This is a genomic window from Flagellimonas olearia (genome assembly GCF_009184425.1).
GTDB lineage: Bacteria > Bacteroidota > Bacteroidia > Flavobacteriales > Flavobacteriaceae > Flagellimonas > Flagellimonas olearia.
This window is the reverse complement of record NZ_WELG01000002.1, coordinates 1,243,168-1,269,523: the sequence shown is the minus strand read 5'-3', so window position 1 is coordinate 1,269,523 and position 26,356 is coordinate 1,243,168. Positions and strand designations below refer to the sequence as shown.

The following is a 26,356-nucleotide window of genomic DNA, read 5'->3' as shown; positions in this document are numbered from 1 at the left end:
ACATTGAGCTAAAACGAAACACTTTTTTTGTGTTTTACTTTACATAAATTTTTAAAAAAGCAAAGAAAATGGCTAAGATTACCGCCGCAGAAGTAAATAAACTAAGACAGACCACCGGAGCTGGTATGATGGATTGTAAAAAAGCTTTGGTTGAAGCTGAAGGTGATTTTGAAAAAGCAATTGAAATCCTTAGAAAAAAAGGTCAGAAAGTTGCTGCCAACAGAGCCGACAGAGAGTCTTCTGAAGGTGCTGCCATCGCAAAAGTAAATTCCGATGCCACCGAAGGTGTTGTGATTTCATTGAACTGTGAGACCGACTTCGTTGCCAAAAACGAAAGTTTTGTCAAGCTTGCGACCGATTTGGCCGATTTGGCCTTGGGTTACGATAGCAAAGATGATTTCCTTGCCGCTTCTTTTGAAGGCATGACCGTTGCCGAAAAATTGACTGAGCAAACTGGTGTGATCGGTGAGAAAATCGAGATTGCAAGTTTCGAAAAATTGAGCGCTCCTTTCGTGGGGTCATACATCCACGCAGGAAACAAAATCGCTACTTTGGTAGGACTTTCCGCCAATGTGGATGGTGCAGCAGAAGCCGCCAAGGACGTTGCCATGCAGGCAGCTGCCATGAACCCGGTTGCGCTTAACGAAGAAGGTGTTGACCAATCCGTTATCGACAAAGAAATCGAGATTGCAAAAGACCAATTGCGTCAAGAAGGAAAGCCCGAAGCCATGTTGGACAACATAGCCAAAGGTAAATTGAACCGTTTCTTCAAAGACAACACCTTGGTGAACCAAGATTTCATCAAAGACAGTAAGCAGAGTGTTGCCCAATATGTAAAATCGGTAAATGCTGATTTGCAGGTTACTGGATTTAAAAGGGTAGCCTTGGGTTAATACACCCAATACCATAATTGAAAAAGCCGCTTCGTAAAGAAGCGGCTTTTTTGTTCATACCCTCTTTATTCCCCCTATTTTCTCTTCTTTCCCCATAAATATTTTTGATTATTTTTGTCCGAACTTCAAGACACCCTCAATGCAATACAAAAGAATCCTCTTAAAGCTTAGTGGCGAAGCGCTCATGGGCGAACAACAATATGGTATCGATGCAAAACGTTTGGCCGAGTATGCCGAAGACATCAAAGCCGTAGTGGAAAAGGGTGTTGAAGTGGCCATTGTCATTGGCGGCGGAAACATTTTCAGGGGACTTTCCGGAACCAGTCAGGGTATGGATCGCGTTCAAGGAGATCACATGGGCATGTTGGCCACCGTTATCAACGGATTGGCCCTACAAAGTGCCTTGGAACATCAAGGTGTTGAAACCCGCTTACAGTCCGCCATAAAAATCAATGAAGTGGCCGAACCTTTCATTCGAAGAAGGGCAATCCGCCATTTGGAAAAAGGAAGAGTGGTCATTTTCGGAGGAGGTACAGGAAACCCTTACTTCACCACCGACTCTGCAGCAGTATTACGTGCCATTGAGATTGATGCCAATGTTATCCTCAAGGGTACCCGGGTAGATGGCATATACACCTCGGACCCCGAAAAAGACAAGAATGCCACCAAGTTCGACTCCCTTTCCTTCAAGGAAGTGCTCTCCAAAGGGCTAAAGGTAATGGACACCACCGCCTTTACACTAAGCCAGGAAAACGAACTTCCCATTGTGGTCTTTGATATGAACACAAGGGGCAACCTTATGAAAATAGTTTCCGGAGAAAATATTGGAACCGTGGTCAATATTTAAATTGGCATACGCTTTGATTTGAGACAATAAAACTTAAAAATTATGGACGAAGAAGTAAAATTTGTACTTGATAGCACTAAAGAAAGCATGGATGCAAGCATTTCCCATTTGGAAAAAGCCCTCGTAAAAATCCGTGCCGGAAAGGCAAGTCCAGTGATGCTTTCCACGGTAATGGTGGAATATTATGGTTCCAAAACCCCACTTTCACAAGTATCCAACATCAATACCCCAGATGCCAGGACCATTTCGGTGCAACCCTGGGAAAAAAATCTTCTTGGAGAAATTGAAACGGCCATTATGAATGCCAATTTAGGATTCAACCCCATGAACAATGGCGAAATGATCATCATCAATGTCCCTCCTTTGACCGAGGAAAGAAGGGTTCAGCTTACCAAACAGGCCAAGAGTGAAGCCGAAGATGCCAAAGTAAGTATTCGAAGTGCCCGACAGGAGGCCAACAAGGAGCTTAAGGCCTTGGATATCTCTGAGGACTTGTTGAGCAATGCCGAGGTAGATGTGCAGGAACTGACCGATTCATACAGTAAAAAAGTAGATGCCATTTTATCCGTTAAGGAAGCGGAAATCATGAAGGTGTAAAACCAAGGTATAGATTGCCTGCTTTCCTAGGAACACAGCCGATCATTTTTTACCTTTGCGCCCAACAAAACCCAAATGGTAGCAAAGCTCACTAAAGGATTTTGGCCTAAGGTCGCACGGATTATTCTTCGCAATAGGATTCTGATTCTTATCGCCATTGCTGGATTCACGGTCTTTTTGGGCCTTCAGTGGAAAAACATGCAGTTTTCCAACACGGAAGCCAACATTCTCCCAGACGACCATCCTGCCACCGTTCAGTACAATGCCTTCACCAAGATTTTTGGCGAAGAGGGCAATGCCATTGTATTGGCCATACGGGATACCGCTTTGTTCACACCCCAAAATTTTAACCGTTGGAACAAGCTCAGCAAGCAATTGGAGGCTTTTCCTGAGATTGACTTTGTGATTTCCACGGACAACCTTAAGGTCCTGGTCAAGGATAATGAGACACAGGCTTTTATCATGGAGCCCTTCCTTAAAAATCCCCCTGAGACCAAGCAGGAAATTGATTCCCTGACCCATCACCTGTTCAATGAACTGCCCTTTTACGACAATCTGGTCTACAATCCCAAAAGTGGCACCATACAGACCATTGCCTATTTGGACAAGGACATCATGAACACCGCGGTGCGTAATGAGTTTATCCTGAACGATCTTGGTGATTTGGTAAAAAGCTTTGAAGATGAGACCCAGTTGGATGTAAGGGTATCCGGCATGCCTTACATACGCACATGGAACACGAAATCCATCGTGGATGAAATCGGGATTTTTATCGTGGCGGCCCTTTTGGTCACTTCGGTTATCTTTTTCTTTTTCTTCCGTAGTTTCCGCGCCACATTCATTTCCATGTGTGTGGTGATCATTGGAGTGATGTGGGCCTTTGGCTTTTTGGGGCTCCTACGGTATGAGATTACCATCTTGACCGCACTGATTCCCCCACTTATCATTGTTATCGGAATCCCGAACTGCATCTTCTTGATCAATAAATACCAACAAGAGGTCAATAAGCACGGTAACCAGGCCTTGTCACTACAACGGGTCATTTCGAAAATTGGGAATGCCACCTTAATGACCAATATAACCACAGCATCAGGGTTTGCCACCTTCATTATTTTGGACAGTGACCTCCTCAAGGAATTCGGTATTGTGGCCTCCATCAACATCATCGGGATTTTTATTCTTTCCCTTTTGATCATCCCCATCATTTACAGTTTTATGCCGCTTCCCAAAACCAAGCACTTAAAGCATCTCAACAAAAAATGGATGGACTTTTTTGTGAATTGGATGGAGCGTATGGTACGGCACCACAGAATAGCGGTTTACATCACTACAGTAGCGGTTTTGGTCTTGAGCATTATTGGTATTTACCAAATCAAGATTACCGGTAGCCGGATTGAAGACCTTCCAAAAAACACCCACTTTTATAAAGACATACAGTTTTTTGAACAGGAGTTCGACGGCATCATGCCTATGGAAATTGTTGTTGACACTGAACGCAAAAATGGGGTAATAAAACCCGCCACCCTAAAGCGGATGGATGAATTGGGAGCGACCATTAACGAAATTCCTGAACTATCGAGACCCATTTCGGTGGTAGACCTGATCAAATATTCCAAACAGGCGTTTTATAACGGAATTCCAAAATATTATCAGCTGCCCACTTCCCAAGAGAACACTTTTATCATGGATGCCGCCCGGAAATCTTCGGGTAATGGCAATCTTTTGGAAAGCTTTGTGGACAGTACGGGGCAAACGGCACGACTGACCACCTACATGCAGGATGTAAAGATTGATCGCATGGAAGAAATTGAGCGGGATGTTCAGCAGGCCATCGACAAGTTTTTTCCATCCGAACGATACAAAGTTTTTATGACCGGAAAGGCGCTCCTATTTTTAAAGGGCACTAAATATCTGGTCAAAAATTTATTGCTCTCGTTGGCCTTGGCCATTGGATTGATCTCACTCTTCATGGCCTATCTGTTCCGCTCGTTCCGGATGGTGATCATCTCTTTGGTCCCCAACCTGTTGCCCTTGGTCATAACCGCTGGGGTTATGGGGTATTTGGGCGTCCCTATAAAGCCTTCCACCATTTTGGTATTCAGTATTGCCTTTGGCATTTCAGTTGATGACACCATTCACTTTTTGGCCAAGTACCGCCAAGAATTGGCTGCGCACAAATGGCACATCAAAAGATCGGTCTATGCGGCTTTGCGCGAAACCGGGGTAAGTATGTTCTACACTTCCATTGTATTGTTCTTTGGCTTTTCGGTGTTCATCATCTCCAGTTTTGGAGGCACCAAAGCTTTGGGGGGACTGGTATCGGCCACCTTGTTGTTCGCCATGCTTTCCAACCTGATCTTGTTGCCTTCCTTACTTCTATCTTTGGAAAGAAGCATTGCCAATAAGCAGGTCCTTAAAAAGCCTCAAATTGATATTCTACCCAAGGAAGAGGACGGCCCCAAGGACAAATAATCCACGGAACAGCTATAAATTAGGCCATTCCATTGCTTTCATTTTTTATCAAAAACCTATCTTTACCGCTTAAATTACGATAGCCTTACAATGAAGTCTTATTCCATAAAAGAATTGCTAGAAAAGCAACCCGTAGGAGAACCTGTTGAAGTAAATGGATGGGTAAAAACATTTAGGAGCAACCGATTTATTGCCTTGAATGATGGTTCAACCATACATAATCTGCAGTGCGTTGTCGATTTTGAAAATTTTGACGAAACCTTGCTCAAACAAATCAGCACTGGAGCAGCCTTAAAAATATCCGGCACCTTGGTGGAAAGCCAAGGAAAGGGACAAAGTGTGGAAATCCAGTCAACAGATGTCTTTGTCCATGGTACCGCCGACCCAGAGACCTACCCTATTCAACCCAAAAAGCACTCTTTGGAGTTTTTACGGGAAAAGGCCCATTTACGGGTACGCACCAATACCTTTTCTGCAGTTATGCGGGTGCGTTCTGCGCTATCATTTGCCATTCACAGCTATTTTCAGCAGAATGGTTTTTACTATATGCATGCCCCCATCATTACGGGTTCCGATGCGGAAGGAGCCGGGGAAATGTTCCGGGTCACCACGCTCGATGACAAGAATCCCCCTGTTGATGAGCAGGGTAAGGTAGACTATTCCGAGGATTTCTTCGGAAAAGAAACCAACTTGACCGTATCTGGACAGTTGGAAGCCGAAACCTATGCCATGGCCCTTGGAAAAGTATATACTTTTGGTCCAACCTTTAGAGCTGAGAATTCCAACACCTCCAGACACTTGGCCGAGTTTTGGATGATAGAGCCCGAAGTGGCCTTCAATGATTTGGATGCCAACATGGATCTGGCTGAAGATTTCATCAAGTGGATCATCCAATACGTATTGGATAACTGCGGTGATGATCTTGAGTTTTTGGAAAAACGTTTGTTGGATGAGGAGAAATCCAAACCCCAAGCCGAACGTTCCGAAATGAGTTTGACCGAGAAACTGAAGTTTGTGGTCGAGAACAACTTTAAAAGGGTTTCCTATACCGAAGCCATCGATATTTTGCGAAACAGCAAACCCAACAAGAAGAAGAAATTCCAATATCCCATTGATGAATGGGGTGCCGATTTACAGAGTGAGCACGAACGCTTCTTGGTGGAAAAACATTTTAAATGCCCCGTAATCCTTTTTGATTACCCGGCCAATATCAAGGCGTTCTATATGCGTTTGAACGAGGATGGCAAAACCGTACGCGCCATGGACGTGCTTTTCCCTGGTATTGGGGAAATTGTGGGAGGTTCACAGCGAGAAGAACGTTTGGATGTACTTCAGGACAAAATCAAAGCGTTGAACATTGATGAAAAAGAGCTTTGGTGGTACTTGGACCTTAGACGTTTTGGCACGGCCACACACAGTGGTTTTGGGCTTGGTTTTGAAAGAATGGTGCAGTTTGCCACAGGCATGGGCAACATCAGGGACGTGATTCCTTACCCTAGAACTCCACAGAACGCCGAGTTTTAAAAGGAATTCTTAAATTTATAAGTAGGAAGATTGTAAATCAATCCCCATGCTAAAACAACATCTACAGTTTAAGCTTTCCCAGAAACTGTCTCCACAGCAGATTCAGCTCATGAAGCTCATTCAATTGCCCACACAGGCATTTGAGCAGAGATTGAAGCAGGAACTGGAGGAGAATCCCGCCCTTGAGAGTGGAAAGGCGGAGAGCGATGTCATGGATGATGTTTATGAGGACACCTACGATGATTCATCGGACAATGAGACCATTTCCGCAGAGGATATCAATATTGATGATTATCTGAGTGATGATGAAATCCCGGATTACAGGACCCGAACGAACAACTACAGCGCAGACGATGAGGAAAAAAGCATTCCGTATGCGGCCGGCACTTCTTTCAACCAACACCTGATCAACCAACTCAACACGGTTTATTTGGATGATGAGGAATGGGCAATTGCCGAATTCTTGGTGGGAAGTGTGGATGAAAGCGGATATATAAGACGTCCCATTGCCGACATCATGGATGATTTGGCCTTTACGCAAAACATCTATGTGGATGAGAAAAAGATTCAATCTGTCCTCAAAGTGGTCCAAGAGTTGGATCCCCCAGGGGTAGCAGCAAGATCCCTGGACGAGTGTTTGATCATCCAGCTCAAGCGCAAGGAACAAAAACCCTCGGTTGAACTGGCCATCAACATCTTGGAAAAATCGTTTGATCAATTCACCAAAAAGCACTACGCCAAACTCATCCAAAAGTACCACATCAGTGAAGAAGAGCTCAAAGCTGCCATTTCCGAAATTGAAAGACTGAACCCCAAACCGGGTGGCTCCTATTCGGGCAATACCCGGATGATTGAACACATTGTCCCCGACTTTTCCATTCGGATCGTGGATGGGGAGCTTGAACTCACCCTGAACGGAAGAAATGCCCCTGAACTGCATGTTTCCAAAGAGTACAACAACATGCTCCAAGGGTATAAGGATTCCAAGGAAAAATCAAAATCGCAGAAGGATACCGTTCTTTTCATCAAGCAAAAGTTGGATGCGGCCAAATGGTTCATTGATGCCATCAAGCAACGGCAGCAAACCCTATTTGTGACCATGAGCACCATCATGAACTATCAAAAAGAATACTTTTTGACTGGTGATGAGCGAAAATTGCGCCCCATGATCCTTAAGGACATTGCAGACCAAATAGACATGGACGTTTCCACGGTTTCCCGTGTGGCCAACAGCAAATACGTTGATACGCCTTATGGGACCAAACTTATCAAGGATTACTTTTCCGAAGCCATGAAGAATGAGCAGGGAGAAGATGTATCCACCAAGGAAATCAAAAAAATATTGGAGACCGTTATTGGCGATGAGGAAAAGAAAAAGCCGTTAACGGATGATAAACTGGCAAAAATCCTGAAAGAGCGTGGCTACCCCATAGCTCGAAGAACCGTGGCCAAGTACAGGGAACAATTGGGCATCCCGGTGGCCAGGTTAAGAAAGGAAATCTAATGCGCCACTTCTTCAACATTGTCTCCTACCTTTTTCACCCACTGTTCATCCCTGTAGGAGGAACCATACTCTATTTTTTAGTAGCTCCTTACAGCACTTTGGAGATTCAAAGCGGGAACATCCTACCCATTTTTATCCTCACCGTAATCATCCCGATCATCTTTTTTCTGATCCTGAAAAATTTGGGAGTGATCCATTCCATTTTCCTACCTACCCTTCAGGAACGAAAGTACCCGCTCTATATCAGCTGTGCTTTATTTTTGATGATATTGTACAAAGTCATCCCCAACAATTACGTGCATGAGCTATTCTACTTCTTCATTGGCTTGCTTACTGCCTCTGCAACAGCCCTTATCCTCCTTTTCCTGAAGTTTAAGACCAGCATGCACCTTTTGGGCATGGGAAGTGTTTTAATGTTCATGATAGGCCTTAGCATCCATTTTGAAGTGAACATTACCTTGGCCATTAGTATTTTCACCCTATGTACGGGATTGGTGGCTACTTCACGACTGTATCTACAGGCCCACAACAAAGCTGAATTACTGATAGGATTTCTGGTGGGAATCTGCTCCCAACTGATCATTTTAAAGTATTGGTTATAGAATATAGAAGATCAAACCAATACGAAGCACCCTTGTATCTATTTTTTCCCCAGACGGTAGTTGAGCGGTTTCTTCCAGTAAGGGACTTAGACCATAGTAGGCATGGATATTCCAGGTATTGTATCCAAAGTTGAACATGAGCCCATATTGGAAAGGCTGGATATCGTCATTGGAAAAACTGGTTGAACCACCTTCCATGACCAATTTGGATCTTCCTGAAAACACATACCCCAGTTTAACGCCGGCATATATACGCCAGAACTTATATTCTTCAACCGTCGAGGTCCTCCATCTCAGTTCCAAGGGAAACTCAACGGCATGGGTTTCCAGTTTGCTGCGGTTAAAATCGGCTTGATCCATGACCTCATAGGAAACAATATTGTTTGTCTTGATAGCCACAATGTTGCTGTAGTAGGAGTTTACCGCATACCCCACACCAATTCCCAAGCCTACATTCCTTCTATAATTAAGCGGGATATCTTTGATAAAGCCGGCCTGAAGGTTATAGGAAAGGTTACGCTGTACGGTATTTTCCGGTCTATTGAACAGGAGGTTGTACCCCAACCCGATATAAAATTGATCTTCCAGATAGCGCCTATTTACATCCACAATGGAATCCTGTACTTCTTGTGATTGTGCCACAAAAAAGGAAAACGACAATAGGGTCAAAACTACATACTGCTTCATTACAATGCTCTCCAAAATAAAAAACAACCCAAATTACACATTTGGATTGTTTTTAACTCTACTCTTTTCCCCAAAGTTTTCCCTATAATGGATTTCCTTGGAAGACGGTATAGTTTACCTTAAGCAGGTTGACTTTACGCAGTTCCTCCTTTATATCTGACACCACCCCAACATTTACATCCTTATCTATTTTAAGGGAAACGGTGACCAGGTTTCGAATGGCATCGGGCTTTTGTGCCAGTTCCTGTAAAACATAGGGACCCACTTCACTCATATGGGCAATTTTATTGTTCAACTGGATTCTTGGTTCTGACCCCAATACTTTTGCCAAATCTTGATTGGGCCTTCCAACATATATTTCAATAACCCTATCCTTTTTCTCTAGCTTTTTTACTTGGTTCGCCTGGGGCAAGTTATTGTCCACCAACAGCGTTTCGGACTTAATTGTAGTGACCGTCATAAAAAAGAACAATAAAATAAAAACAATGTCCGGTAAAGCTGCCGTTGATATGGCAGGCTGTGCTTTTTTATTATTTCTAATGCTTTTCATAATGTCTTAGTTTAGTTTGGATATGGTTTCTGCCTCAGAAAGTTTCATTGGGAACATCTCCCGAATCGTTTCAATCTCCCGTTGTAAGGCCATCTTCTCCTCATCGGACATTTCACCGGAATAATACGATTCCTCCATATCCACATAGTTCTTCCCATAAAGTCTTTGGGATTCCCTGTTCCGTAATTCATTGTAGGCTGCGGTTAATGCATCTTGAACGCTTACATACATTCCATACGAAGCTTCGCGATCACTATTGAACGATATGACGGCCTTCACAGGGTTATCGGAAGCATCAGGGCTTCCTGTTCCCTTACAATACCCACAATGATTCTCATCTCCTTTTGAAGCGCCTCCATTGTCCAAAAATGCCATTGCAGCCACTTTAAGATCTTCCAATTTCATAATACCATCCTCCACAAAGAGCTCGTCATTTTTATTTAGGCTTACTCTAAATATATTACGTTCATTTACGGGAGGAGGAGGAATGGTTTCCTTGGGAGGTAGTTTTCGGTCCAGACCAACATCGGTCTGTATGGTTGCGGTTACCAAGAAAAAGATCAATAGCAGAAAAGCAATATCTGCCATTGACCCCGCATTTACTTCGGGATTCTCTCTGTTTCTGTTCATAACTTAAGGTTTAGCTGGGATTAATATTCCTTATTGGTTCTCAGGAACATACATCACAACAACTATTCCAAAACAGAGAAAGGGAAGTTACCTACAAACAAAAAACGCCCCAAATCTTACAATTTGGAGCGTTTCCCACTAAATCTAAGTTATTGTTTACTGCAAGTTATTAAACGCATCCCCTTCATAGGTCGTATAATTGACCTTAAGGGCATTAACTTCTCTTAGTTGTTGTTTAATATCGGTGATAAGACCCATATTGGCGTTCTTATCAACCTTTAGAGCAGTAGTCAATACATTTTGAAGTTCCTGTGGTTTCTTGGCGCGTTCGGCCAAGATGTAAGATCCAACCTCGTCTACATTCGCAAACTTGTCATTCAATTGAATCCTTGGTTCAGTCCCAAAAACACTTTGGTATTCCTGGGTGGGCTTTCCAACGTAGATATAGATCACACGATCCTTTTTCTCCAACTTTTTGATTTCAGTTGCATTGGGAAGTGTATTCTCAACCAATAGGGAACTATCTTTCATGGTCGTTACCGTCATAAAAAAGAACAGCAACATAAAGACAATATCTGGAAGTGACGCGGTAGATACCGCTGGCAAATCCCCATCTTTCTTTTTTGTAAACTTAGCCATATTAAATTCTAGTTTTAATTGGTTGATGTTTCCGCTTCGGATAGTTTCTGTGGAAACATATCCTGAATACGTTTCACCTTATCCTTCAAATCGTCCCGCGTTGCAGTGGGAGTTTCTGGGTTAAGGTACTCAGATTCCATCTCTGTAAAGTCCCTGTTGAATAAACGTTGGGCCTCACGGTTACGCAAATCGTTATAGGCACCTACCAACTCGTTCTGTACGGTAATGTAGGTACTGTATTTGGTCTCCCGGTCATTCTTCAAAGAGATGATCGCTTTTGTTGGATTATCGGATGAAGCTGCATCCTTTCTTCCCTTGCAATAGCTACAGGAACCGTCTGCATTGTTCTCCAAGAATGCTGTTGCAGCCTTCCTCAAGTCCTTCAGGTTCATCAGCTCATCTTCCACCAACAGCTGTCCATTTTTATTGATATTAACCGTAAAAATGTTCTTCTGTCTAATGATTACGTCCGTTTCTGGCGGCTCTATGGGCGGCAACATACGATCCAAACCTGCATCTGTTTCAATGGTTGTGGTAACCAAGAAAAAGATCAGCAAGAGGAACGCAATATCCGCCATGGAACCGGCATTTACTTCCGGTGCTCCTTTTCTTCTAGGCATAATTCAGCTTTTTACTTGACGAACATTTTCTTCAACCCTGGCAACACCATAAGAAGTACGGCCACTACCGTTAGGATGAAGAAGACATTTAGTCCCATTCCAATATTCTTTACAGTACCCTCAGTAGTTTCTATACCTCTTGAGGACATAGCTTCAACTACAGCCATGTTGTTAGAGGAAAGTCCATAAGATACTGCTACTACTATAGCCAGTCCACCGATGGCGAACAGGGCTTTCTTAATACTTCCAGGCGTAGTAAGCAGTTTTTTCAATCCGAAAAATACCGCTGACACCACTGCAATGGCCAACAAGATGTACATGATGATGAACATAAAGTTCATGGCACCACTATTGATGGCACCTGGGTCATCAGCAGAAGGCAAAGAGAACCAAAGAACGGCCGCTACCAACCCGATGACAATGAGTGCTATTTTTATTACTTTATTCATGATTCTCGATAGTTTTTGGTTTCGTAATTATTTCTTGTGAGCTGCCAACATATCAATCAATGATATGGAGGAATCTTCCATGTCGTTTACGATACTATCGATTTTAGCAATGATATAGTTATAGAAAATCTGAAGGATGATCGCAACAATAAGACCAAATACCGTGGTCAACAATGCTACCTGGATATCACCGGCGATCAAAGATGCGCTCAAGTTACCCACAGCCGCGATTTTCTGGAAGGCCTGAATCATACCGATTACCGTACCCATGAACCCAAGCATAGGAGCAATAGCGATAAATAGAGACAACCAAGAAACGTTTTTCTCCAACTGTCCCATTTGAACCCCTCCATAAGCCACAACAGCTTTTTCTGCAGATTCCAAACCTTCTCCAGCTCTATCCAAACCTTGGTAGAAGATGGAAGCAACAGGACCTTTTGTATTTCTACATACTTCTTTGGCCGCTTCAACACCACCGGAAGCCAAGGCATCTTCAACTTGTTGCTTAAGCTTGGCAGAGTTTGTGGTAGCCAAATTCAAATAAATAATTCTTTCAATGGCAACAGCCAATCCCAATATCAAACAAAGCAATACGATACCCATGAAGGCAGGACCCCCTTGGATAAACTGTTCTTTCAATACTTGGGTGAAACCTTTGCTGGCTTCAGCAGCAGCTTCTTCTTGCAACATGGCAGCCGATGCAGTTGTTGTTCCCAAAACAAACATTCCGGCAGCAGCCAGAGTAAAGGATACTTTTTTCATTTTTCTCAAACTTAAATTTAGTTAGTTAATAATGTTAAAGATATAAAAATTTTATAATTGAAAAATTAAAATACCTAGCAGAGAGGAAGGGATTCGAACCCTCGATACACTTTTGGTGTATACACACTTTCCAGGCGTGCGCCTTCGACCACTCGGCCACCTCTCTATTTTCCCAATTGGGTCGACCAATAAACGAAAAAATAATCAGTTTTAGAAATTTGACACGTTAATTTTACAGCATTTCACCGCGCAGTGAGGTTTCAAAAATAGTTTTGAACAATTTGCCCGAAACACCAGTCCCCAATAGGTACATAGCCTTGGTTATAGCCGCCTCCGTTGTAATATCCTTTCCATTAACCAGTTGCATTTCCCGAAGCTTTTCACTGGTCTCATAATGACCCATGGATACGCTGCCCCCAGAGCACTGAGTTACATTAATAACATGTAAACCCTTTTTTATGGCAATTCTTAATTCGTCCAAAAACCACGTATCCATTGGAGCATTTCCGGCCCCGTAGGTTTCCAAAACAAGCGCCTTAAGACCGGGAATGTTCAAGACCGATTGCAAGACTTCCTTGTTAAGTCCGGGAAATAGTTTCAAGATGGCCACATGATCATCCATATTCTTATGGACCTGCAAGGCCTTATGTTTGGAAATTTTCGGCAATAGGTTGGCATAATGCACATTCAGGTGCACACCCGATTCCACCAAAGGTGGATGGTTCAAGGAAGCAAATGCCTCAAAATGTTCCGCGTTGATCTTGGTGGTCCTATTGGCACGGTACAGCTTGTATTCAAAATACAGTCCCACCTCCTGCACCACAGCCTTACCTTTCTCCCTAAGGGCCGCAATTTGGATGGAGGTGATCAGATTCTCCTTGGCATCTGTACGCAAATCCCCAATGGGCAATTGGGATCCTGTAAAAATCACGGGCTTGGCCAGGTTCTCCAACATAAAGCTCAAAGCCGATGCAGAATAACTCATGGTATCGCTGCCATGCAGTACCACAAAGCCATCATAATCCATATAATGCCCCTCAATCATGGAAGCTATCTGCGCCCAATACGCAGGATTCATATTGGAAGAATCAATGGGTTTTTCAAAGGATATGCCGGTCAGGGTGCAATCCAACTGGTTCAGTTCGGGAATATTCTTGATGAGCTCCTCAAAATTGAAAGCTCTCAAGGCCCCGGTCTCATAATCCTTGACCATACCAATGGTACCCCCGGTATAGATAAGCAGAATATGGTTTTTTTCCTTCATGGGTTATATGCCAAATACGTTTTTGGAATTCTCCGTGGTCACCTCTGCGATTTCCTCAATGGATTTGCCATATATGAGGGACAGCTTCTCCAGAACCTCAACAATATAAGCACTTTCATTTCGCTTTCCCCTATAGGGAATCGGCGCTAAATAAGGCGAGTCGGTCTCCAAGACGATGTGTTCCAAATCAATTTGACCTAAAAACTGGTCGATTTTTCCATTCTTGAACGTGGTCACTCCTCCAATCCCCAATTTCATTCCATAGGAAATGGCTTGATGCGCTTGTTCCAAAGTTCCCGTAAAACAATGGAAAATCCCATATAGGTCATCCCCTTTTTCCTGTTCCAAAATCTCAAAGATTTCATCAAAAGCCTCCCGGCAATGGATTACAATGGGCAATTGGTGTTTTTTGGCCAAACGGATTTGATATACAAATGCATCTTGCTGTTGTTTTAAAAATGTCTTGTCCCAATACAGGTCTATACCGATTTCCCCCACAGCATAAAACTTCCGTTTGGACAACCATTCCTCGACATGGGCCAGTTCATCCTTAAAGTTTTCCTTCACATGGGTAGGATGCAATCCCATCATCAAAAATACATTTTTGGGATAGTTGGACTCCAAATCCAACATGGATTGGGTATAGGTTGAATCGATGGCGGGTATAAAAAAGCGTTCCACCCCGGCATCGAGGGCGCGCCGCATCATTTCATCCCTATCCCCTTCAAAGGCCTCACTATATAAATGGGTATGGGTATCGGTTATGATCATATCGCAAAAATAGGCTTATCTTAGATGCCCCAAAACTTTGTGCCTGAATAAAACGTAAGCATTCATTGATTGCGTTAAAGATCACATCATCCCATCAATACCATGGCGTCACTCAAAAAGTTTCTCAAAACCAAAAGCTACACCAAGATACCCTTAACCCTCACCGAGACCAACCATTTTGAAATTGCCGCCAAAATCAATGGGGTCACCGGCAGATTCATTTTGGATACAGGCGCTTCAAACACCTGCGTAGGAATGGACAAAACAGCTTTTTTCAATATGGTGTCCGAAGCCTCGGATGTAAAAGCTGCGGGAGCCGGAGCCACTGAAATGGAAACCTTGGTCTCCACCAAAAACAAAATCAAGATAGGGGATTGGAAAAAAAGCCGACTCAAGATAGTACTCTTTGACCTGGTCCATGTAAACAAGGCCCTTACCTCCCACAATGCATTGCCAGTGGACGGTATCATTGGGGCTGATATCCTTAAAAAGGGAAAAGCGGTAATTGATTATGATAAAAAAAGCCTCTACTTAAAAAAGTAAAGGCTGTTATTTTAAGACCTCTCGACTACGCTCGAGGTGACAAATTTATAGCTCCAAAGCTTTCTTCACATCACCATCCATCAACAACTCTACCGGGCTTTCCAAAGCTTCCTTGACCGCCACCAAGAAACCAACGGATTCTTTTCCATCGATGATTCTATGGTCATACGACAGGGCCACATACATAATGGGCGCAATAACAATACCGCCATCCCTTACAATAGGACGCTCCACAATGTTGTGCATTCCCAAGATTCCACTTTGTGGTGGGTTGATGATAGGTGTGGACAGCATGGAACCGAACACCCCACCATTGGTAATGGTAAAGGTTCCGCCGGTCATTTCATCTACCGTAATCTCACCTTCCCTGGCACGGATGGCCAAACGTTTCACCTCAGCTTCCACACCTCTAAAGGTTAGGTTCTCCGCATTTCGGATTACAGGCACCATAAGACCTTTGGGTCCGGAAACAGCAATACTGATATCACAGAAATCATAGGTGATCATTTCCTTTCCATCGATCATGGAGTTTACGGCAGGATACATTTGCAACGCTCGGATCACCGCTTTGGTAAAGAAGGACATAAAGCCCAAACTTACACCATGCTTATCCTTGAACTCTTCTTTGTACTGCTTGCGCAATTCAAAGATGGGCGACATATCCACTTCATTGAAAGTGGTCAACATCGCAGTTTCATTTTTGGCGGACACCAAACGCTCGGCTACTTTTCTACGTAGCATGGACAGTTTGGAGCGGGTCTCTCCCCTACTTCCTCCTGTGGGCGTACCCATGGATGGAACCGCTTGCACAGCATCTTCCTTGGTAATGCGACCATCCCTTCCAGAACCGGAAACGGATGAAGGCTCAATACCTTTTTCATCCAAAATCTTTTTGGCTGCTGGCGAAGGCGTTCCTGAAGCATAGGTTTCCTTGGCAGGCTCTGCCTTTTTTGGCTCCGCTTTGGGCTCCTCTTTTTTAGGTTCTTCTTTCGCTCCTGCCTTTGGAGCACTCCCTTCGGGTTTTTCGGCGCTGGTATCGATAAGACACACCACTTCACCTACGGCCACGGCATCCCCAACTTCGGCCTTTAGGGTAATAATTCCACTTTCTTCCGCAGGAAGCTCCAATGTTGCCTTGTCCGAGTCAACCTCTGCAATGGCTTGATCCTTTTCCACATAATCTCCATCCTCGACCAACCATTCGGCTATCTCAACCTCTGTAATGGATTCCCCAGGAGAGGGAACTTTCATTTCTAATACCATGCTATACGCGTTTATACTTTATTATCGAATTAACATATTGTCCTTACTCTTATCAAAGACATACTCCAACACTTGGGCATGACGTCTTTGGGAACGCACCGCACTTCCTGCAGCGGGAGCTCCATAAAATCTACGTGAGGCCACCCTAAATTTTTTGGCTTCGTCAAAATGCATCAGCATATGTCCCCAAGCCCCCATGTTCCTCGGTTCTTCCTGGGCCCAAACAATGTCGTCCGCATTTTTATATTTCTTGATGACCTTCTGCATTTCAGCAGTTGGCAATGGGAACAACTGCTCCACACGCACCAAGGCCACATCGTCCCGTTTCAATTCTTCCCGCTTGTCCAAAAGATCGTAATAGAACTTTCCGGTACAGAACACCAATGTTTTTACTTTGGCTGCACTTGCTTCGCTATCATCGATTACCATTTGGAAACTTCCATTGGCCATTTCCTCTTTGGAAGAAACCACTTTAGGATGACGCAACAAACTCTTTGGCGTGAATACCACCAACGGTTTTCTGTAATCGGCCTTCATCTGCCTACGAAGCAGGTGGAACAAGTTGGCAGGGGTGGTGACATCCGCCACGTACATATTGTCCTTGGCACACAACTGAAGGTAGCGCTCCATACGTGCCGAAGAGTGCTCAGCACCCTGTCCTTCATATCCGTGCGGCAACAAAAGCACCAAACCGTTCTGCAACTTCCACTTATCCTCAGCTGAAGATAGGTATTGGTCTATGATGATCTGAGCCCCGTTACTGAAATCCCCAAATTGGGCCTCCCAAATGGCAAGGGTCTTGGGACTTGCCATGGCATACCCATAATCAAAGCCCATTACCGCATACTCCGACAGCAAGGAATTATAGATATGGAACTTCCCATTTTGGTTGTCCCCAAGTTCATTCAACAAAGTTACCTCTTCTTCATGCATCTCGGTTTTGATCACGGCATGACGGTGCGAGAAAGTTCCCCGTTCCACATCTTGGCCGGACATACGCACATCAAAGCCTTCCTCGATCAACGATCCGTAGGCCAAAAGTTCACCCATGGCCCAATCCAACTGGTTGTCCTCAAAGTACATCTTATGACGTGCTTCGACCAATCGCTCCAGTTTTCTTAGGAATTTTTTTCCTTCGGGAAGCACGGTGATGCTTCGGGCAATCTCCGTCAATTTTTCCAAGTTGTACGAAGTATCCATGGTTTCCAACATGGTCTCTTCGGTCACTTGGCCAAACCCTCCCCATTCATCTTGCATGAAAGGGGTTATTCTTGTTTTCTCAATCTTTCTGGAATCCAAAAGATCTTCCTCCAAGTTCTTTTTATATTCTTCCTCGAGATTTTTAACGTAGTCTTTATCAATGACGCCCTCAGCAATCAATCTCTCCGCATAAATATCCCTTGGGTTCTGGTGCTTGGATATGGATTTATACAACAAAGGTTGGGTGAACTTTGGTTCATCCCCTTCATTATGCCCATATTTTCGGTAGCCCAACAGATCCAAGAAAATATCGCGTTTGTATCGCATTCTATACTCCAATGCAAAAAGGGAGGCATGGACCACAGCTTCGGCATCATCCGCATTGACGTGCAATACGGGGGATAGGGTAACCTTGCCCACATCGGTACAATAGGTAGAGGAACGGGCATCCAGATAATTGGTGGTAAACCCGATCTGGTTATTCACTACAATATGAATGGTCCCTCCGGTGGCATAGCCATCCAAACGGGCCATTTGTATGATTTCATACACCACGCCCTGAGCTGCAAAAGCTGCATCGCCATGCACCAAAATAGGCAACACTTCCGATACATTGTCGGCATGGTCACGATCTTGCTTTGCACGGGTTATCCCCTCTACAATGGCATTCACGGTTTCCAAGTGCGAAGGGTTGGGTGCAATGTTCATGTTCACCATTTTCCCTGAATCGGTTTCCCGCTTGGAAGTCCACCCGAGGTGATATTTCACATCCCCGTCAAAAATGGTTTCTTCGTAGTCCTTTCCGTCGAACTCACTGAAAATGTCCCTTGGGGATTTTCCGAAGATGTTAGTCAACACGTTCAAACGACCACGGTGGGCCATTCCCATCACAAACTGTTTCACCCCTCTTTCGGCTGCCTTTTCAATGATGACATCCAAAGCAGGAATCAAAGATTCCCCACCTTCAAGGGAGAATCGTTTCTGTCCTACATATTTGGTATGCAAAAAGCTTTCAAAAGAAACCGCTTCATTCAACTTCCTGAGAATACTCTTCTTTTCTTCCGGACTGAAATTGGGATGGTTGTCGTTTACGTTGAGCCAATCCTGGATCCACTGAATGCGCTCCGGGGTACGTATGTACATATACTCCACTCCAATGGAATCGCAATAAATGCGCTCCAAATGGGCAATGATCTCCTTCAAAGAGGCAGACCCTATACCCAGAATTTTCCCTGCATCAAAAACAGTCCCCATATCCGCCTCGGACAAGCCAAAGTTGGCAATGTCCAAAGTGGGCTCATATTTCCGTCTTTCCCTGACCGGATTGGTCTTGGTAAAGAGGTGGCCCCGGGAACGGTAGCCATCAATCAAGCGGATAACCTGAAACTCCTTTTGGAGGGTCTCGGGCATTTCCACCTGTTTTCCATTGGCTAAGATTACCGTGCCGGTATTGCCTGAATCAATCCCCAGATCTTCCAAGGAACTTTCCATTCCAAAATCAAATCCTTGAAAAAAAGCCCTCCAACTGGGCTCCACACTATCGGGGTTCGTAAGATATTTATCGTACAGCTCCGCAAAAAATGAGGTGTGCGCTGCGTTTAAAAATGAATATTTGTCCATGGACAGCTAATAGCTAAAAACCTATCTAAAAATTTTATCAAAAATACAACAAATACAACAGTTGGCCTACAAAGTTGCATTTAATCAAAAAAAAGTTTTAGGTGTTATATTTATGCTTGTACCAAACTTTCTGCCATTCCCTTTTCAAAAGCAGGAACGATACTTCGGCGGACAGGTCAACCACATCGGAAAGGGGCATATTGCGAACCGCTTCCTCCGGGATATCCACCACATAAAGCAGATTGAGGTATTCCGAAAACTTTTCCACCATGAGCACATAGATTTTCTCATGCAGAAGGCTTTTCAGCTCGGAAGGTGCAATGTCCTTATGGATCTTCAATGATATATTGGCCAGACCAAAATCCTTTTCCAGCTGCACCAAAAGGTTTTGGTACAGCTGCTCCTTTTGGGCCACTTCCAATAGTTCCAGACTGTTATTAAATTTGGACAGCATATGGTATGTACGTCCAATCCGTTAAAAAGGATTTACTCGGACTTGAATATTTCCCCTTCTTTCATCACAAAAACCACATTCCTCAACGTATTCACATCATCCTCAGGGTTCTCGCCCACGGCCACGATATCAGCCAAAAAACCGGCTTTAAGCTGCCCAAGATTATCCCCCATTCCCAAAAGTTCGGCATTGGTTATGGTCGCAGACTTGATGGCCTCGACCACGGGCATCCCGGCCTCTACCATATATACAAACTCCCTTGCATTCTCCCCATGTGGAAAAACGGCCGCATCGGTCCCAAAGGCAATAGGCACTCCTTTCTTATAGGCAAGCTGAAAGGTGGCCTGGATCTTTGGTCCTATCTCACTGGCTTTCTTGGCCACCACATCAGGGAAGTATCCAGGTTTTTTGGCATTCTCGGTCACTTCCTTTCCAGCGGTGATCGTAGGCACCAAAAACGTATTGTGTTTTACCATAAGGTCCATGGTTTCCTCACTCATCAGGGTACCATGTTCTATCGTTTTAATCCCTCCCAAAATAGCCCTTCGCATCCCTTCATCACCATGGGCATGGGCCGCCGTAAGCATATTGTAGTCTTTTGCAGTCTCCGTTATGGCCTTTATCTCTTCAATGGTAAACTGCGGATTCTGTCCACTCTTGGCCACACTGAGCACACCTCCGGTAGCGGTAATCTTAATGACATCCGCCCCATCTTTATAGCGTTGTCTTACCGCCTTTTTACCGTCTTCTTCCGAATTCACCACACCTTCTTTGGGGCCGGGATCTCCCATCAAATCTTTTTTCATGCCATTGGTCGGGTCTGCATGGCCACCGGTTGTCCCTATGGCCTTACCGGCGGTAAAAATTCTAGGCCCTACGATAACTCCTTTGTTTATGGAATTTCGAAGTGCAATGTTCACTCCGCTTCCTCCCAAGTCACGAACTGTGGTAAATCCTGCCATCAAAGTGTTCTTGGCATATACGGTGGATTGAAAGGCCACATCGGCATCATTCAGGGTAAATCTTTGGATGTAGGTATTGGGGCTGGATTGTCCTTCAATATGCACATGCATATCAATGAAACCCGGAAGTACGGTCTTGTCCTTTAAGTCCACGACCACATCTTGCGCGCCACCAGTTTTGTATCCATTTTCAATGGATTTGATTGAATTTCCAGAAACCACTATGGTTTTTTCCGAGAGCATTTTACCCGATTTTACATCCAATAGGCGACCACAATGGAGGTAGGTTTCCTGAGCCAGTGCCACAGTACCAAAAAGTAAGAGAGAAAGGAAGATAAGTTTTTTCATTTTCAAAAAGTTTAGTCAATTAGTTTGACTAATGTAAGCATCCCTTGCATGATAACCTAAAAACGAAACCATTGGGCCTTAACCAAAAAAAGCCCGTCAAAAGACAGGCTTTATTATTGAGATAAAATTTTTCAACTTCTGATTTTACACTCCCAATCCCATGCGGATTTCATGGCTTCATCCAATGTTGACTTGGCTTTCCAGCCCAAAACCTCATTTGCTTTTTGGGTGTTTGCATAAGCCTGTACCACATCACCGGGTCTTCTGTGCTCTATTTTGTAATTAAGGGTTTTTCCCGATACACGTTCAAAACTTTTGATCACTTCCAACACTGAGCTTCCTTTTCCAGTACCCAGATTAAAGACTTCATAGTTTTCTTGATTGTCCCCTTGGATCAATCGTTGCAAAGCTATCACATGGGCCTTGGCCAAATCCACCACATGTATATAGTCTCGGATACATGTACCATCCTGGGTTGGGTAATCATCCCCAAACACGGATAGTTGCTCCCTTAGTCCAACACCCGTTTGGGTGATATAGGGCACCAAATTCTGCGGCACCCCAATAGGAAGTTCCCCTATTTGGGTCGACGGATGTGCTCCAATAGGGTTAAAATAACGGAGCGCTATAGCTTTCAAATTGGGGTTTACCCGACACGTATCGGATATGACCTCTTCCCCAACCTGCTTTGTGTTTCCATACGGTGATTCCGCCGATTTAACTGGAGCGTTTTCCGTAATGGGCATCTCATCAGCTTCGCCGTACACGGTACAAGAGGAACTGAAAATAAAACTGGCACTCTTCTTTTTGATCAATTCTTGAAGAATGTACACCAAAACCCCAAGGTTGTTTTCGTAATAGAGCAAGGGCTTTTCCATACTTTCCCCCACAGCTTTGGATGCTGCAAAGTGAATCACACCTGCAATATCATCATGTCTTTTGAAAAAATCCTGGACTTTGGACTTCTCCCGAAGATCCAGCTCCTCAAAAATGGGTTTCTTTCCCGTAATGGCCTTAATACCATCCAAAACAGTAATGGAAGAATTGGAGAGGTTGTCTATCACCACCACTTCAAAACCTTCGTTCTGCAGTTCAACAACAGTATGGGAACCTATGTATCCCAATCCTCCTGTTACCAGTATTTTCATGTTTAACGGTTTACGAAATCTATAACCAAATCGGTTATAAATTGGATTTGCTCATCATCCAACTCGGTATGCATTGGAAGCGATATCACCTCATTCACCAATTGATTGGTGACCGGGAAATCGGCTTCATTGTACCGGGTATCCGCATACGCCTTTTGCTTATGCAAGGGAACGGGATAATACACCCCACATGGCACGTTGTTATCGTTTAAATGTTGCACCAATCCATCTCTTTTACCATTCAAGATCTTCAAGGTGTACTGGTGGAACACATGACAATCACATACATTTTGACCATCATCACATCCGCAGACAATCTTGGGGGCCACAATATGCTCTTGCCCCTGAAAGGCTTTGGAATACTTGGATGCGGCTTCCCAACGCCTCTTATTGTAAGTATCCAATTTTGGAAGTTTCGCCCTTAACACGGCCGCTTGGATGGAATCCAACCGCGAGTTTACCCCAACCACATCATGATAGTAACGCGTGTACATCCCGTGGTTCACCATACCCCTTAGTGTGTGGGCCAACTCATCATCATTGGTAAAGATGGCACCACCATCGCCATAACAGCCCAAATTCTTTGATGGAAAGAAGGAAGTCGATGCTACATGACCTATGGTTCCCGCCTTTTGTTTTTTCCCATCCGCTGAAGTATAGGTAGCGCCAATGGCTTGGGCATTGTCTTCAATCACATATAAATCGTGCTTCTTGGCCAAATCCATTAAAGCATCCATGTTGGCACATTGGCCAAACAAATGCACTGGCACAATGGCCTTGGTCTTTGGGGTAATGGCCCTTTCCACGGCCTTGACATCAATATTGAAAGTATCGGGTTCCACATCCACCAAAACAGGTGTAAGGTTCAAAAGGGCGATTACCTCAACGGTGGCCGCAAAGGTAAAATCGGCCGTGATTACTTCGTCTCCGGGCTGCAACCCCAATCCCATCATACAAATTTGAAGGGCGTCCGTGCCATTGGCACATGGAATTACATGTTTTACCCCCAAGTATTCCTCCAGTTCCTTTTGAAAGGCATGCACGTGCGGACCGTTGATAAATGCCGAAGAATCCAAGATTTCGGCTATGGAATCGTTGACCTCATTTTTGATGCCCTGGTATTGGCCTTGAAGGTCGACCATCTGTATTTTTTTCATGCTGATAAGTTATGGTTCAAAATTAAGAAATAAAGATCCCATAATGTGCTATTCCCGAAAGAATGTATTTTAGCGGAATATGATGGCCCTACGCTTTATCTATAACATCCTAACGCATCTTTCTTGGTTGGTCCTGAAGGGCATTGCATTGTTCCAACCCAAGATGAGACTATTTGTTTCGGGTCGAAAAAACACCTTTGACCAACTACGGTCCTCCATCACCCCCAATTCCAAATGCATTTGGATGCACGTAGCCTCGCTGGGAGAGTTTGAACAGGGATTGCCCATTTTGGAGCAATTGCGGCAGCAATATCCTAACCACAAACTTGTGCTTTCCTTTTTTTCACCTTCGGGCTATGAGGTGAAAAAGAATACTTCTGCCGCCGATGTGGTGGTATACCTCCCCATGGACACCCATTCCAATTCATCGCAATTTGTGGATCTGGTGAATCCGGTCATGGCCATTTTCATCAAGTACGAAATTTGGCCCAACTACTTGCACCAACTACAACAACGGAAGATTCCCACTTTGTTGGTTTCTGCCATATTCTCCAAACGACAGGTCTTTTTTAAACCCTATGGCGGTTTTATGCGAAACAGCTTGCATAGTTTTTCCCATTTCTTTGTTCAGGATGACACCTCAAAAACCTTATTGCAGTCCATTGGTTTTGCCAATAGTACGGTGAGTGGCGACACCCGGTTTGACCGAGTACAAGAAATCCTGAAGCGAGACAACCATCTGGGTTTTATGGAACAATTCAAAGGAAGCCAACCTTGTTTGGTAGCAGGGAGCACTTGGCCGGAAGACGAGAAGATTTTGGCAGATTATATCAACTCATCTGATAAAGGGGTAAAATTTGTGCTTGCTCCGCACAAAATAAAGCAAGATCATATTGACCAACTATCGGAGTCCATTTCCAAAAAAACCATCTGCTATTCCAACATTGACAACCAGAATCTTATGGATTTTGATGTGCTGATCATTGACACCATTGGCCTGCTCACCAAAATTTACAGTTATGCCGAGATGGCCTATGTGGGAGGAGGTTTCGCCACGGGGCTACACAACACCTTGGAACCCGCTGTTTACGGCATCCCGGTAGTCATTGGCCCCAACTACGAAGGTTTTAAAGAAGCCGAAGACCTTGTAGCCTTGAAGGGAGTGATTCCCGTATCCGCGGAAAACGAACTCAAATCCGTATTGGATAACTTCATCGAAAATCCTGATGTTTTGGAAAACACAGGAAAAATCAACTCGACCTACATCACCCAAAACGTTGGAGCTACTCCACTGATTATGGTGCACATAGACCAAATACTTTAATTTTTTTTGGTTAGTTTTAGCTAAAACTGACCCATATGGACAAACGCATTTTCAGAATCTCTTTGACCGCTGCTTTGGCGGGTTTTCTATTTGGATTTGACACTGTGGTCATTTCCGGGGCCAACCAACCCATAAAGGACCTATGGGGCACCAATTGGTTTTTGGGGGATTCCATTTTTACCTTCCATGGTATTTTTATCATGTCCATGGCGCTTTGGGGAACGGTTTTGGGCTCTCTTTTGGGCGGTATTCCGTGTGACCGATGGGGACGAAAAAAAACCTTGTTCTGGGTAGGGGCACTCTACTTTATCTCTGCGATTGGTTCCGCCTTGGCTCCTGAAGCTTATAGTTTTTCCTTCTTTAGATTTATTGGAGGTGTTGGTGTGGGTATCTCATCGGTAGCGGCACCTGTGTACATTTCTGAAATATCTACCCCGGAAAACCGCGGAAGACTTACCGCCCTTTATCAATTCAATATTGTCTTTGGAATCCTGATTGCGTTTGTCTCCAATTCTTTGATCGGGGCCATTTTCAATGAAGGGGTCGCATGGCGATGGATGTTGGGCATTGAGGGACTTCCCGCACTGATCTATACCCTTATGGTCCTTAAGATTCCCCATAGTCCCAGATGGCTTTTGCTCAAAGACCACAAAGAGGCCATCGTTCTACGTTCTTTGACTTTATTGGGTATTGATCAAGATCAGGCCACAGTCCATCTTGCCCAGATAAAGGTGTCCCTTCAGGAAACCACACAAAAACAAAAGGACAACCTTTTTTCGGGCAAATACAACCGACCGCTTATTCTGGCCTTTTTGATCGCTGCTTTCAACCAACTATCGGGAATCAATTTTGTACTGTACTACGCGCCGGAAATATTGGAGCGTGCTGGATTGGCTTCGGGGGAATCGCTTTTCAGCTCCATATCCATCGGCATCATCAACCTTATTTTCACTTTCGTGGGAATCTCCCTGATAGACAAGCTGGGACGCAAACAATTGCTATACATGGGTTCCATCGGCTATATCATTAGTCTTTCCATGGTGGCATGGTGTTTTTATTCCAGTGCAAGCTCGGTGCTACTCCTCATTTTCATCCTTATTTTCATTGCATCACATGCTGTTGGACAAGGGGCCGTCATATGGGTGTTCATTTCGGAGATATTCCCGAACAAAGTTCGCTCCTATGGGCAGTCATGGGGAACCGGAACCCACTGGGTGTTCGCTGCCCTCATCACCTTGATCACCCCAACGTTCCTGGATGCAGAAATCGGGATTTTCAAGGACAATCCTTGGCCCATTTTCATCTTCTTTGCCTTTATGATGGTCCTGCAATTGTTCTGGGTGATTTTTATGATGCCCGAGACCAAAGGAGCTAGTCTGGAGGAACTGGGAAAACTGCTCAGCGGAAAAAAGAACAGGACTTCTTAGTTGGGATACGGCACATACGAAAAACCATTCCGTTAATCGAATATAGATCCACAGAACGTGACAGTTACCTGAATAATTCCTTACCTTGATAGGAAATTA

25 protein-coding genes and 1 tRNA gene are annotated in these 26,356 nt (G+C 44.2%); 10 read left to right on the top strand and 16 right to left on the bottom strand.

The features are described 5' to 3' along the window. The first annotated feature begins 68 nt into the window (after nucleotides 1–68). From tsf to F8C76_RS15085, 7 genes are all read left to right on the top strand, one after another. The gene (gene tsf / locus F8C76_RS15115; RefSeq protein ID WP_152132494.1) at nucleotides 69–893 is read left to right on the top strand and encodes a translation elongation factor Ts; all 825 of its coding nucleotides are present in this window, start codon (nucleotides 69–71) and stop codon (nucleotides 891–893) included. Nucleotides 894–1,032: 139 nt separating this feature from the next. Further along, a complete protein-coding gene (gene pyrH / locus F8C76_RS15110; protein ID WP_116217176.1) occupies nucleotides 1,033–1,740 on the top strand; it encodes a UMP kinase in 708 nt (235 codons plus the stop codon). 42 nt (nucleotides 1,741–1,782) lie between these two features. Beyond that, entirely contained in the window at nucleotides 1,783–2,337 is a 555-nt protein-coding gene (gene frr / locus F8C76_RS15105; protein WP_152132493.1) for a ribosome recycling factor, read from the top strand. A 75-nt stretch (nucleotides 2,338–2,412) separates the two neighbouring features. Continuing rightward, the gene (locus F8C76_RS15100) at nucleotides 2,413–4,809 is read left to right on the top strand and encodes an efflux RND transporter permease subunit (RefSeq protein ID WP_152132492.1); all 2,397 of its coding nucleotides are present in this window, start codon (nucleotides 2,413–2,415) and stop codon (nucleotides 4,807–4,809) included. Nucleotides 4,810–4,899: 90 nt separating this feature from the next. Continuing rightward, a complete protein-coding gene (gene asnS / locus F8C76_RS15095; protein WP_152132491.1) occupies nucleotides 4,900–6,333 on the top strand; it encodes an asparagine--tRNA ligase in 1,434 nt (477 codons plus the stop codon). A gap of 46 nt (nucleotides 6,334–6,379) precedes the next feature. Then, entirely contained in the window at nucleotides 6,380–7,837 is a 1,458-nt protein-coding gene (gene rpoN, locus F8C76_RS15090; RefSeq protein ID WP_152132490.1) for an RNA polymerase factor sigma-54, read from the top strand. Continuing rightward, a complete protein-coding gene (locus F8C76_RS15085; RefSeq protein ID WP_152132489.1) occupies nucleotides 7,837–8,439 on the top strand; it encodes a hypothetical protein in 603 nt (200 codons plus the stop codon). Before rpoN ends, F8C76_RS15085 begins: the two co-directional genes overlap by 1 nt. Here the strand turns inward: F8C76_RS15085 and F8C76_RS15080 are convergent. The 10 genes from F8C76_RS15080 to F8C76_RS15035 form a co-directional block, all read right to left on the bottom strand. Beyond that, nucleotides 8,434–9,126: a porin family protein gene (locus F8C76_RS15080; protein ID WP_152132488.1), complete on the bottom strand. Its 693-nt coding sequence runs from the start codon at nucleotides 9,124–9,126 to the stop codon at nucleotides 8,434–8,436. The genes F8C76_RS15085 and F8C76_RS15080 overlap by 6 nt on opposite strands. A gap of 82 nt (nucleotides 9,127–9,208) precedes the next feature. Beyond that, nucleotides 9,209–9,676 carry an ExbD/TolR family protein gene (locus F8C76_RS15075; RefSeq protein WP_152132487.1) on the bottom strand — a complete coding sequence of 156 codons (468 nt, stop codon included), beginning with the start codon at nucleotides 9,674–9,676 and terminating at the stop codon, nucleotides 9,209–9,211. Between the two features lie 6 nt (nucleotides 9,677–9,682). Continuing rightward, nucleotides 9,683–10,306, bottom strand: a complete 624-nt coding sequence (locus F8C76_RS15070) for an ExbD/TolR family protein (protein WP_152132486.1) — start codon at nucleotides 10,304–10,306, stop codon at nucleotides 9,683–9,685. Between the two features lie 156 nt (nucleotides 10,307–10,462). Further along, nucleotides 10,463–10,945, bottom strand: a complete 483-nt coding sequence (locus F8C76_RS15065; protein ID WP_116217167.1) for an ExbD/TolR family protein — start codon at nucleotides 10,943–10,945, stop codon at nucleotides 10,463–10,465. Nucleotides 10,946–10,959: 14 nt separating this feature from the next. Next, a complete protein-coding gene (locus F8C76_RS15060) occupies nucleotides 10,960–11,565 on the bottom strand; it encodes an ExbD/TolR family protein (RefSeq protein ID WP_129655590.1) in 606 nt (201 codons plus the stop codon). Nucleotides 11,566–11,576: 11 nt separating this feature from the next. After that, the gene (locus tag F8C76_RS15055) at nucleotides 11,577–12,014 is read right to left on the bottom strand and encodes a hypothetical protein (RefSeq protein WP_129655592.1); all 438 of its coding nucleotides are present in this window, start codon (nucleotides 12,012–12,014) and stop codon (nucleotides 11,577–11,579) included. A 27-nt stretch (nucleotides 12,015–12,041) separates the two neighbouring features. Beyond that, nucleotides 12,042–12,776, bottom strand: coding sequence for a MotA/TolQ/ExbB proton channel family protein (locus F8C76_RS15050; protein WP_116217164.1), 735 nt, complete (start codon nucleotides 12,774–12,776; stop codon nucleotides 12,042–12,044). Between the two features lie 78 nt (nucleotides 12,777–12,854). Then, nucleotides 12,855–12,942, bottom strand: a tRNA-Ser gene (locus tag F8C76_RS15045). A gap of 66 nt (nucleotides 12,943–13,008) precedes the next feature. Further along, nucleotides 13,009–14,040 carry an asparaginase gene (locus F8C76_RS15040; protein WP_152132485.1) on the bottom strand — a complete coding sequence of 344 codons (1,032 nt, stop codon included), beginning with the start codon at nucleotides 14,038–14,040 and terminating at the stop codon, nucleotides 13,009–13,011. A gap of 3 nt (nucleotides 14,041–14,043) precedes the next feature. Continuing rightward, the gene (locus F8C76_RS15035; protein ID WP_152132484.1) at nucleotides 14,044–14,811 is read right to left on the bottom strand and encodes a TatD family hydrolase; all 768 of its coding nucleotides are present in this window, start codon (nucleotides 14,809–14,811) and stop codon (nucleotides 14,044–14,046) included. 102 nt (nucleotides 14,812–14,913) lie between these two features. Between F8C76_RS15035 and F8C76_RS15030 the strand changes: the two genes are divergently transcribed. Continuing rightward, nucleotides 14,914–15,354 carry a retropepsin-like aspartic protease family protein gene (locus tag F8C76_RS15030; protein WP_152132483.1) on the top strand — a complete coding sequence of 147 codons (441 nt, stop codon included), beginning with the start codon at nucleotides 14,914–14,916 and terminating at the stop codon, nucleotides 15,352–15,354. A 45-nt stretch (nucleotides 15,355–15,399) separates the two neighbouring features. Here the strand turns inward: F8C76_RS15030 and odhB are convergent, their stop codons facing one another. The 6 genes from odhB to F8C76_RS15000 form a co-directional block, all read right to left on the bottom strand. Beyond that, nucleotides 15,400–16,617 carry a 2-oxoglutarate dehydrogenase complex dihydrolipoyllysine-residue succinyltransferase gene (gene odhB, locus F8C76_RS15025; protein ID WP_152132482.1) on the bottom strand — a complete coding sequence of 406 codons (1,218 nt, stop codon included), beginning with the start codon at nucleotides 16,615–16,617 and terminating at the stop codon, nucleotides 15,400–15,402. A 21-nt stretch (nucleotides 16,618–16,638) separates the two neighbouring features. Then, nucleotides 16,639–19,437, bottom strand: coding sequence for a 2-oxoglutarate dehydrogenase E1 component (locus tag F8C76_RS15020; RefSeq protein WP_152132481.1), 2,799 nt, complete (start codon nucleotides 19,435–19,437; stop codon nucleotides 16,639–16,641). A gap of 97 nt (nucleotides 19,438–19,534) precedes the next feature. After that, complete coding sequence (locus F8C76_RS15015; protein ID WP_152132480.1) at nucleotides 19,535–19,891, bottom strand: hypothetical protein; 357 nt, start codon at nucleotides 19,889–19,891, stop codon at nucleotides 19,535–19,537. Between the two features lie 32 nt (nucleotides 19,892–19,923). Next, a complete protein-coding gene (locus tag F8C76_RS15010; RefSeq protein ID WP_152132479.1) occupies nucleotides 19,924–21,201 on the bottom strand; it encodes a metal-dependent hydrolase family protein in 1,278 nt (425 codons plus the stop codon). A gap of 131 nt (nucleotides 21,202–21,332) precedes the next feature. After that, nucleotides 21,333–22,349, bottom strand: a complete 1,017-nt coding sequence (galE, locus tag F8C76_RS15005; protein WP_152132478.1) for a UDP-glucose 4-epimerase GalE — start codon at nucleotides 22,347–22,349, stop codon at nucleotides 21,333–21,335. Nucleotides 22,350–22,351: 2 nt separating this feature from the next. After that, nucleotides 22,352–23,506, bottom strand: a complete 1,155-nt coding sequence (locus tag F8C76_RS15000) for a DegT/DnrJ/EryC1/StrS family aminotransferase (protein WP_152132477.1) — start codon at nucleotides 23,504–23,506, stop codon at nucleotides 22,352–22,354. Between the two features lie 82 nt (nucleotides 23,507–23,588). Here F8C76_RS15000 and F8C76_RS14995 point away from each other — a divergent pair, with 82 nt between their 5' ends. After that, complete coding sequence (locus tag F8C76_RS14995; protein ID WP_152132904.1) at nucleotides 23,589–24,830, top strand: 3-deoxy-D-manno-octulosonic acid transferase; 1,242 nt, start codon at nucleotides 23,589–23,591, stop codon at nucleotides 24,828–24,830. A 35-nt stretch (nucleotides 24,831–24,865) separates the two neighbouring features. Beyond that, nucleotides 24,866–26,257 carry a sugar porter family MFS transporter gene (locus F8C76_RS14990; protein WP_152132476.1) on the top strand — a complete coding sequence of 464 codons (1,392 nt, stop codon included), beginning with the start codon at nucleotides 24,866–24,868 and terminating at the stop codon, nucleotides 26,255–26,257. Nucleotides 26,258–26,356: the final 99 nt, after the last annotated feature.

Bases quoted from the DNA above. Each gene is read 5' to 3' on its own strand.
- F8C76_RS15020 (WP_152132481.1), bottom strand. From the start codon at position 19,437: ATGGACAAATATTCATTTTTAAACGCAGCGCACACCTCATTTTTTGCG.
- F8C76_RS15050 (WP_116217164.1), bottom strand. From the start codon at position 12,776: ATGAAAAAAGTATCCTTTACTCTGGCTGCTGCCGGAATGTTTGTTTTG.
- F8C76_RS15075 (WP_152132487.1), bottom strand. From the start codon at position 9,676: ATGAAAAGCATTAGAAATAATAAAAAAGCACAGCCTGCCATATCAACG.
- tsf (WP_152132494.1), top strand. From the start codon at position 69: ATGGCTAAGATTACCGCCGCAGAAGTAAATAAACTAAGACAGACCACC.
- F8C76_RS15030 (WP_152132483.1), top strand. From the start codon at position 14,914: ATGGCGTCACTCAAAAAGTTTCTCAAAACCAAAAGCTACACCAAGATA.
- odhB (WP_152132482.1), bottom strand. From the start codon at position 16,617: ATGGTATTAGAAATGAAAGTTCCCTCTCCTGGGGAATCCATTACAGAG.
- F8C76_RS15015 (WP_152132480.1), bottom strand. From the start codon at position 19,891: ATGCTGTCCAAATTTAATAACAGTCTGGAACTATTGGAAGTGGCCCAA.
- F8C76_RS15035 (WP_152132484.1), bottom strand. From the start codon at position 14,811: ATGATCATAACCGATACCCATACCCATTTATATAGTGAGGCCTTTGAA.
- F8C76_RS15070 (WP_152132486.1), bottom strand. From the start codon at position 10,306: ATGAACAGAAACAGAGAGAATCCCGAAGTAAATGCGGGGTCAATGGCA.
- F8C76_RS15040 (WP_152132485.1), bottom strand. From the start codon at position 14,040: ATGAAGGAAAAAAACCATATTCTGCTTATCTATACCGGGGGTACCATT.
- galE (WP_152132478.1), bottom strand. From the start codon at position 22,349: ATGAAAATACTGGTAACAGGAGGATTGGGATACATAGGTTCCCATACT.
- F8C76_RS15065 (WP_116217167.1), bottom strand. From the start codon at position 10,945: ATGGCTAAGTTTACAAAAAAGAAAGATGGGGATTTGCCAGCGGTATCT.
- frr (WP_152132493.1), top strand. From the start codon at position 1,783: ATGGACGAAGAAGTAAAATTTGTACTTGATAGCACTAAAGAAAGCATG.
- F8C76_RS15000 (WP_152132477.1), bottom strand. From the start codon at position 23,506: ATGAAAAAAATACAGATGGTCGACCTTCAAGGCCAATACCAGGGCATC.
- pyrH (WP_116217176.1), top strand. From the start codon at position 1,033: ATGCAATACAAAAGAATCCTCTTAAAGCTTAGTGGCGAAGCGCTCATG.
- F8C76_RS15010 (WP_152132479.1), bottom strand. From the start codon at position 21,201: ATGAAAAAACTTATCTTCCTTTCTCTCTTACTTTTTGGTACTGTGGCA.
- F8C76_RS14990 (WP_152132476.1), top strand. From the start codon at position 24,866: ATGGACAAACGCATTTTCAGAATCTCTTTGACCGCTGCTTTGGCGGGT.
- F8C76_RS15055 (WP_129655592.1), bottom strand. From the start codon at position 12,014: ATGAATAAAGTAATAAAAATAGCACTCATTGTCATCGGGTTGGTAGCG.
- F8C76_RS15060 (WP_129655590.1), bottom strand. From the start codon at position 11,565: ATGCCTAGAAGAAAAGGAGCACCGGAAGTAAATGCCGGTTCCATGGCG.
- F8C76_RS15085 (WP_152132489.1), top strand. From the start codon at position 7,837: ATGCGCCACTTCTTCAACATTGTCTCCTACCTTTTTCACCCACTGTTC.
- F8C76_RS15100 (WP_152132492.1), top strand. From the start codon at position 2,413: ATGGTAGCAAAGCTCACTAAAGGATTTTGGCCTAAGGTCGCACGGATT.
- asnS (WP_152132491.1), top strand. From the start codon at position 4,900: ATGAAGTCTTATTCCATAAAAGAATTGCTAGAAAAGCAACCCGTAGGA.
- rpoN (WP_152132490.1), top strand. From the start codon at position 6,380: ATGCTAAAACAACATCTACAGTTTAAGCTTTCCCAGAAACTGTCTCCA.
- F8C76_RS14995 (WP_152132904.1), top strand. From the start codon at position 23,589: ATGGCCCTACGCTTTATCTATAACATCCTAACGCATCTTTCTTGGTTG.
- F8C76_RS15080 (WP_152132488.1), bottom strand. From the start codon at position 9,126: ATGAAGCAGTATGTAGTTTTGACCCTATTGTCGTTTTCCTTTTTTGTG.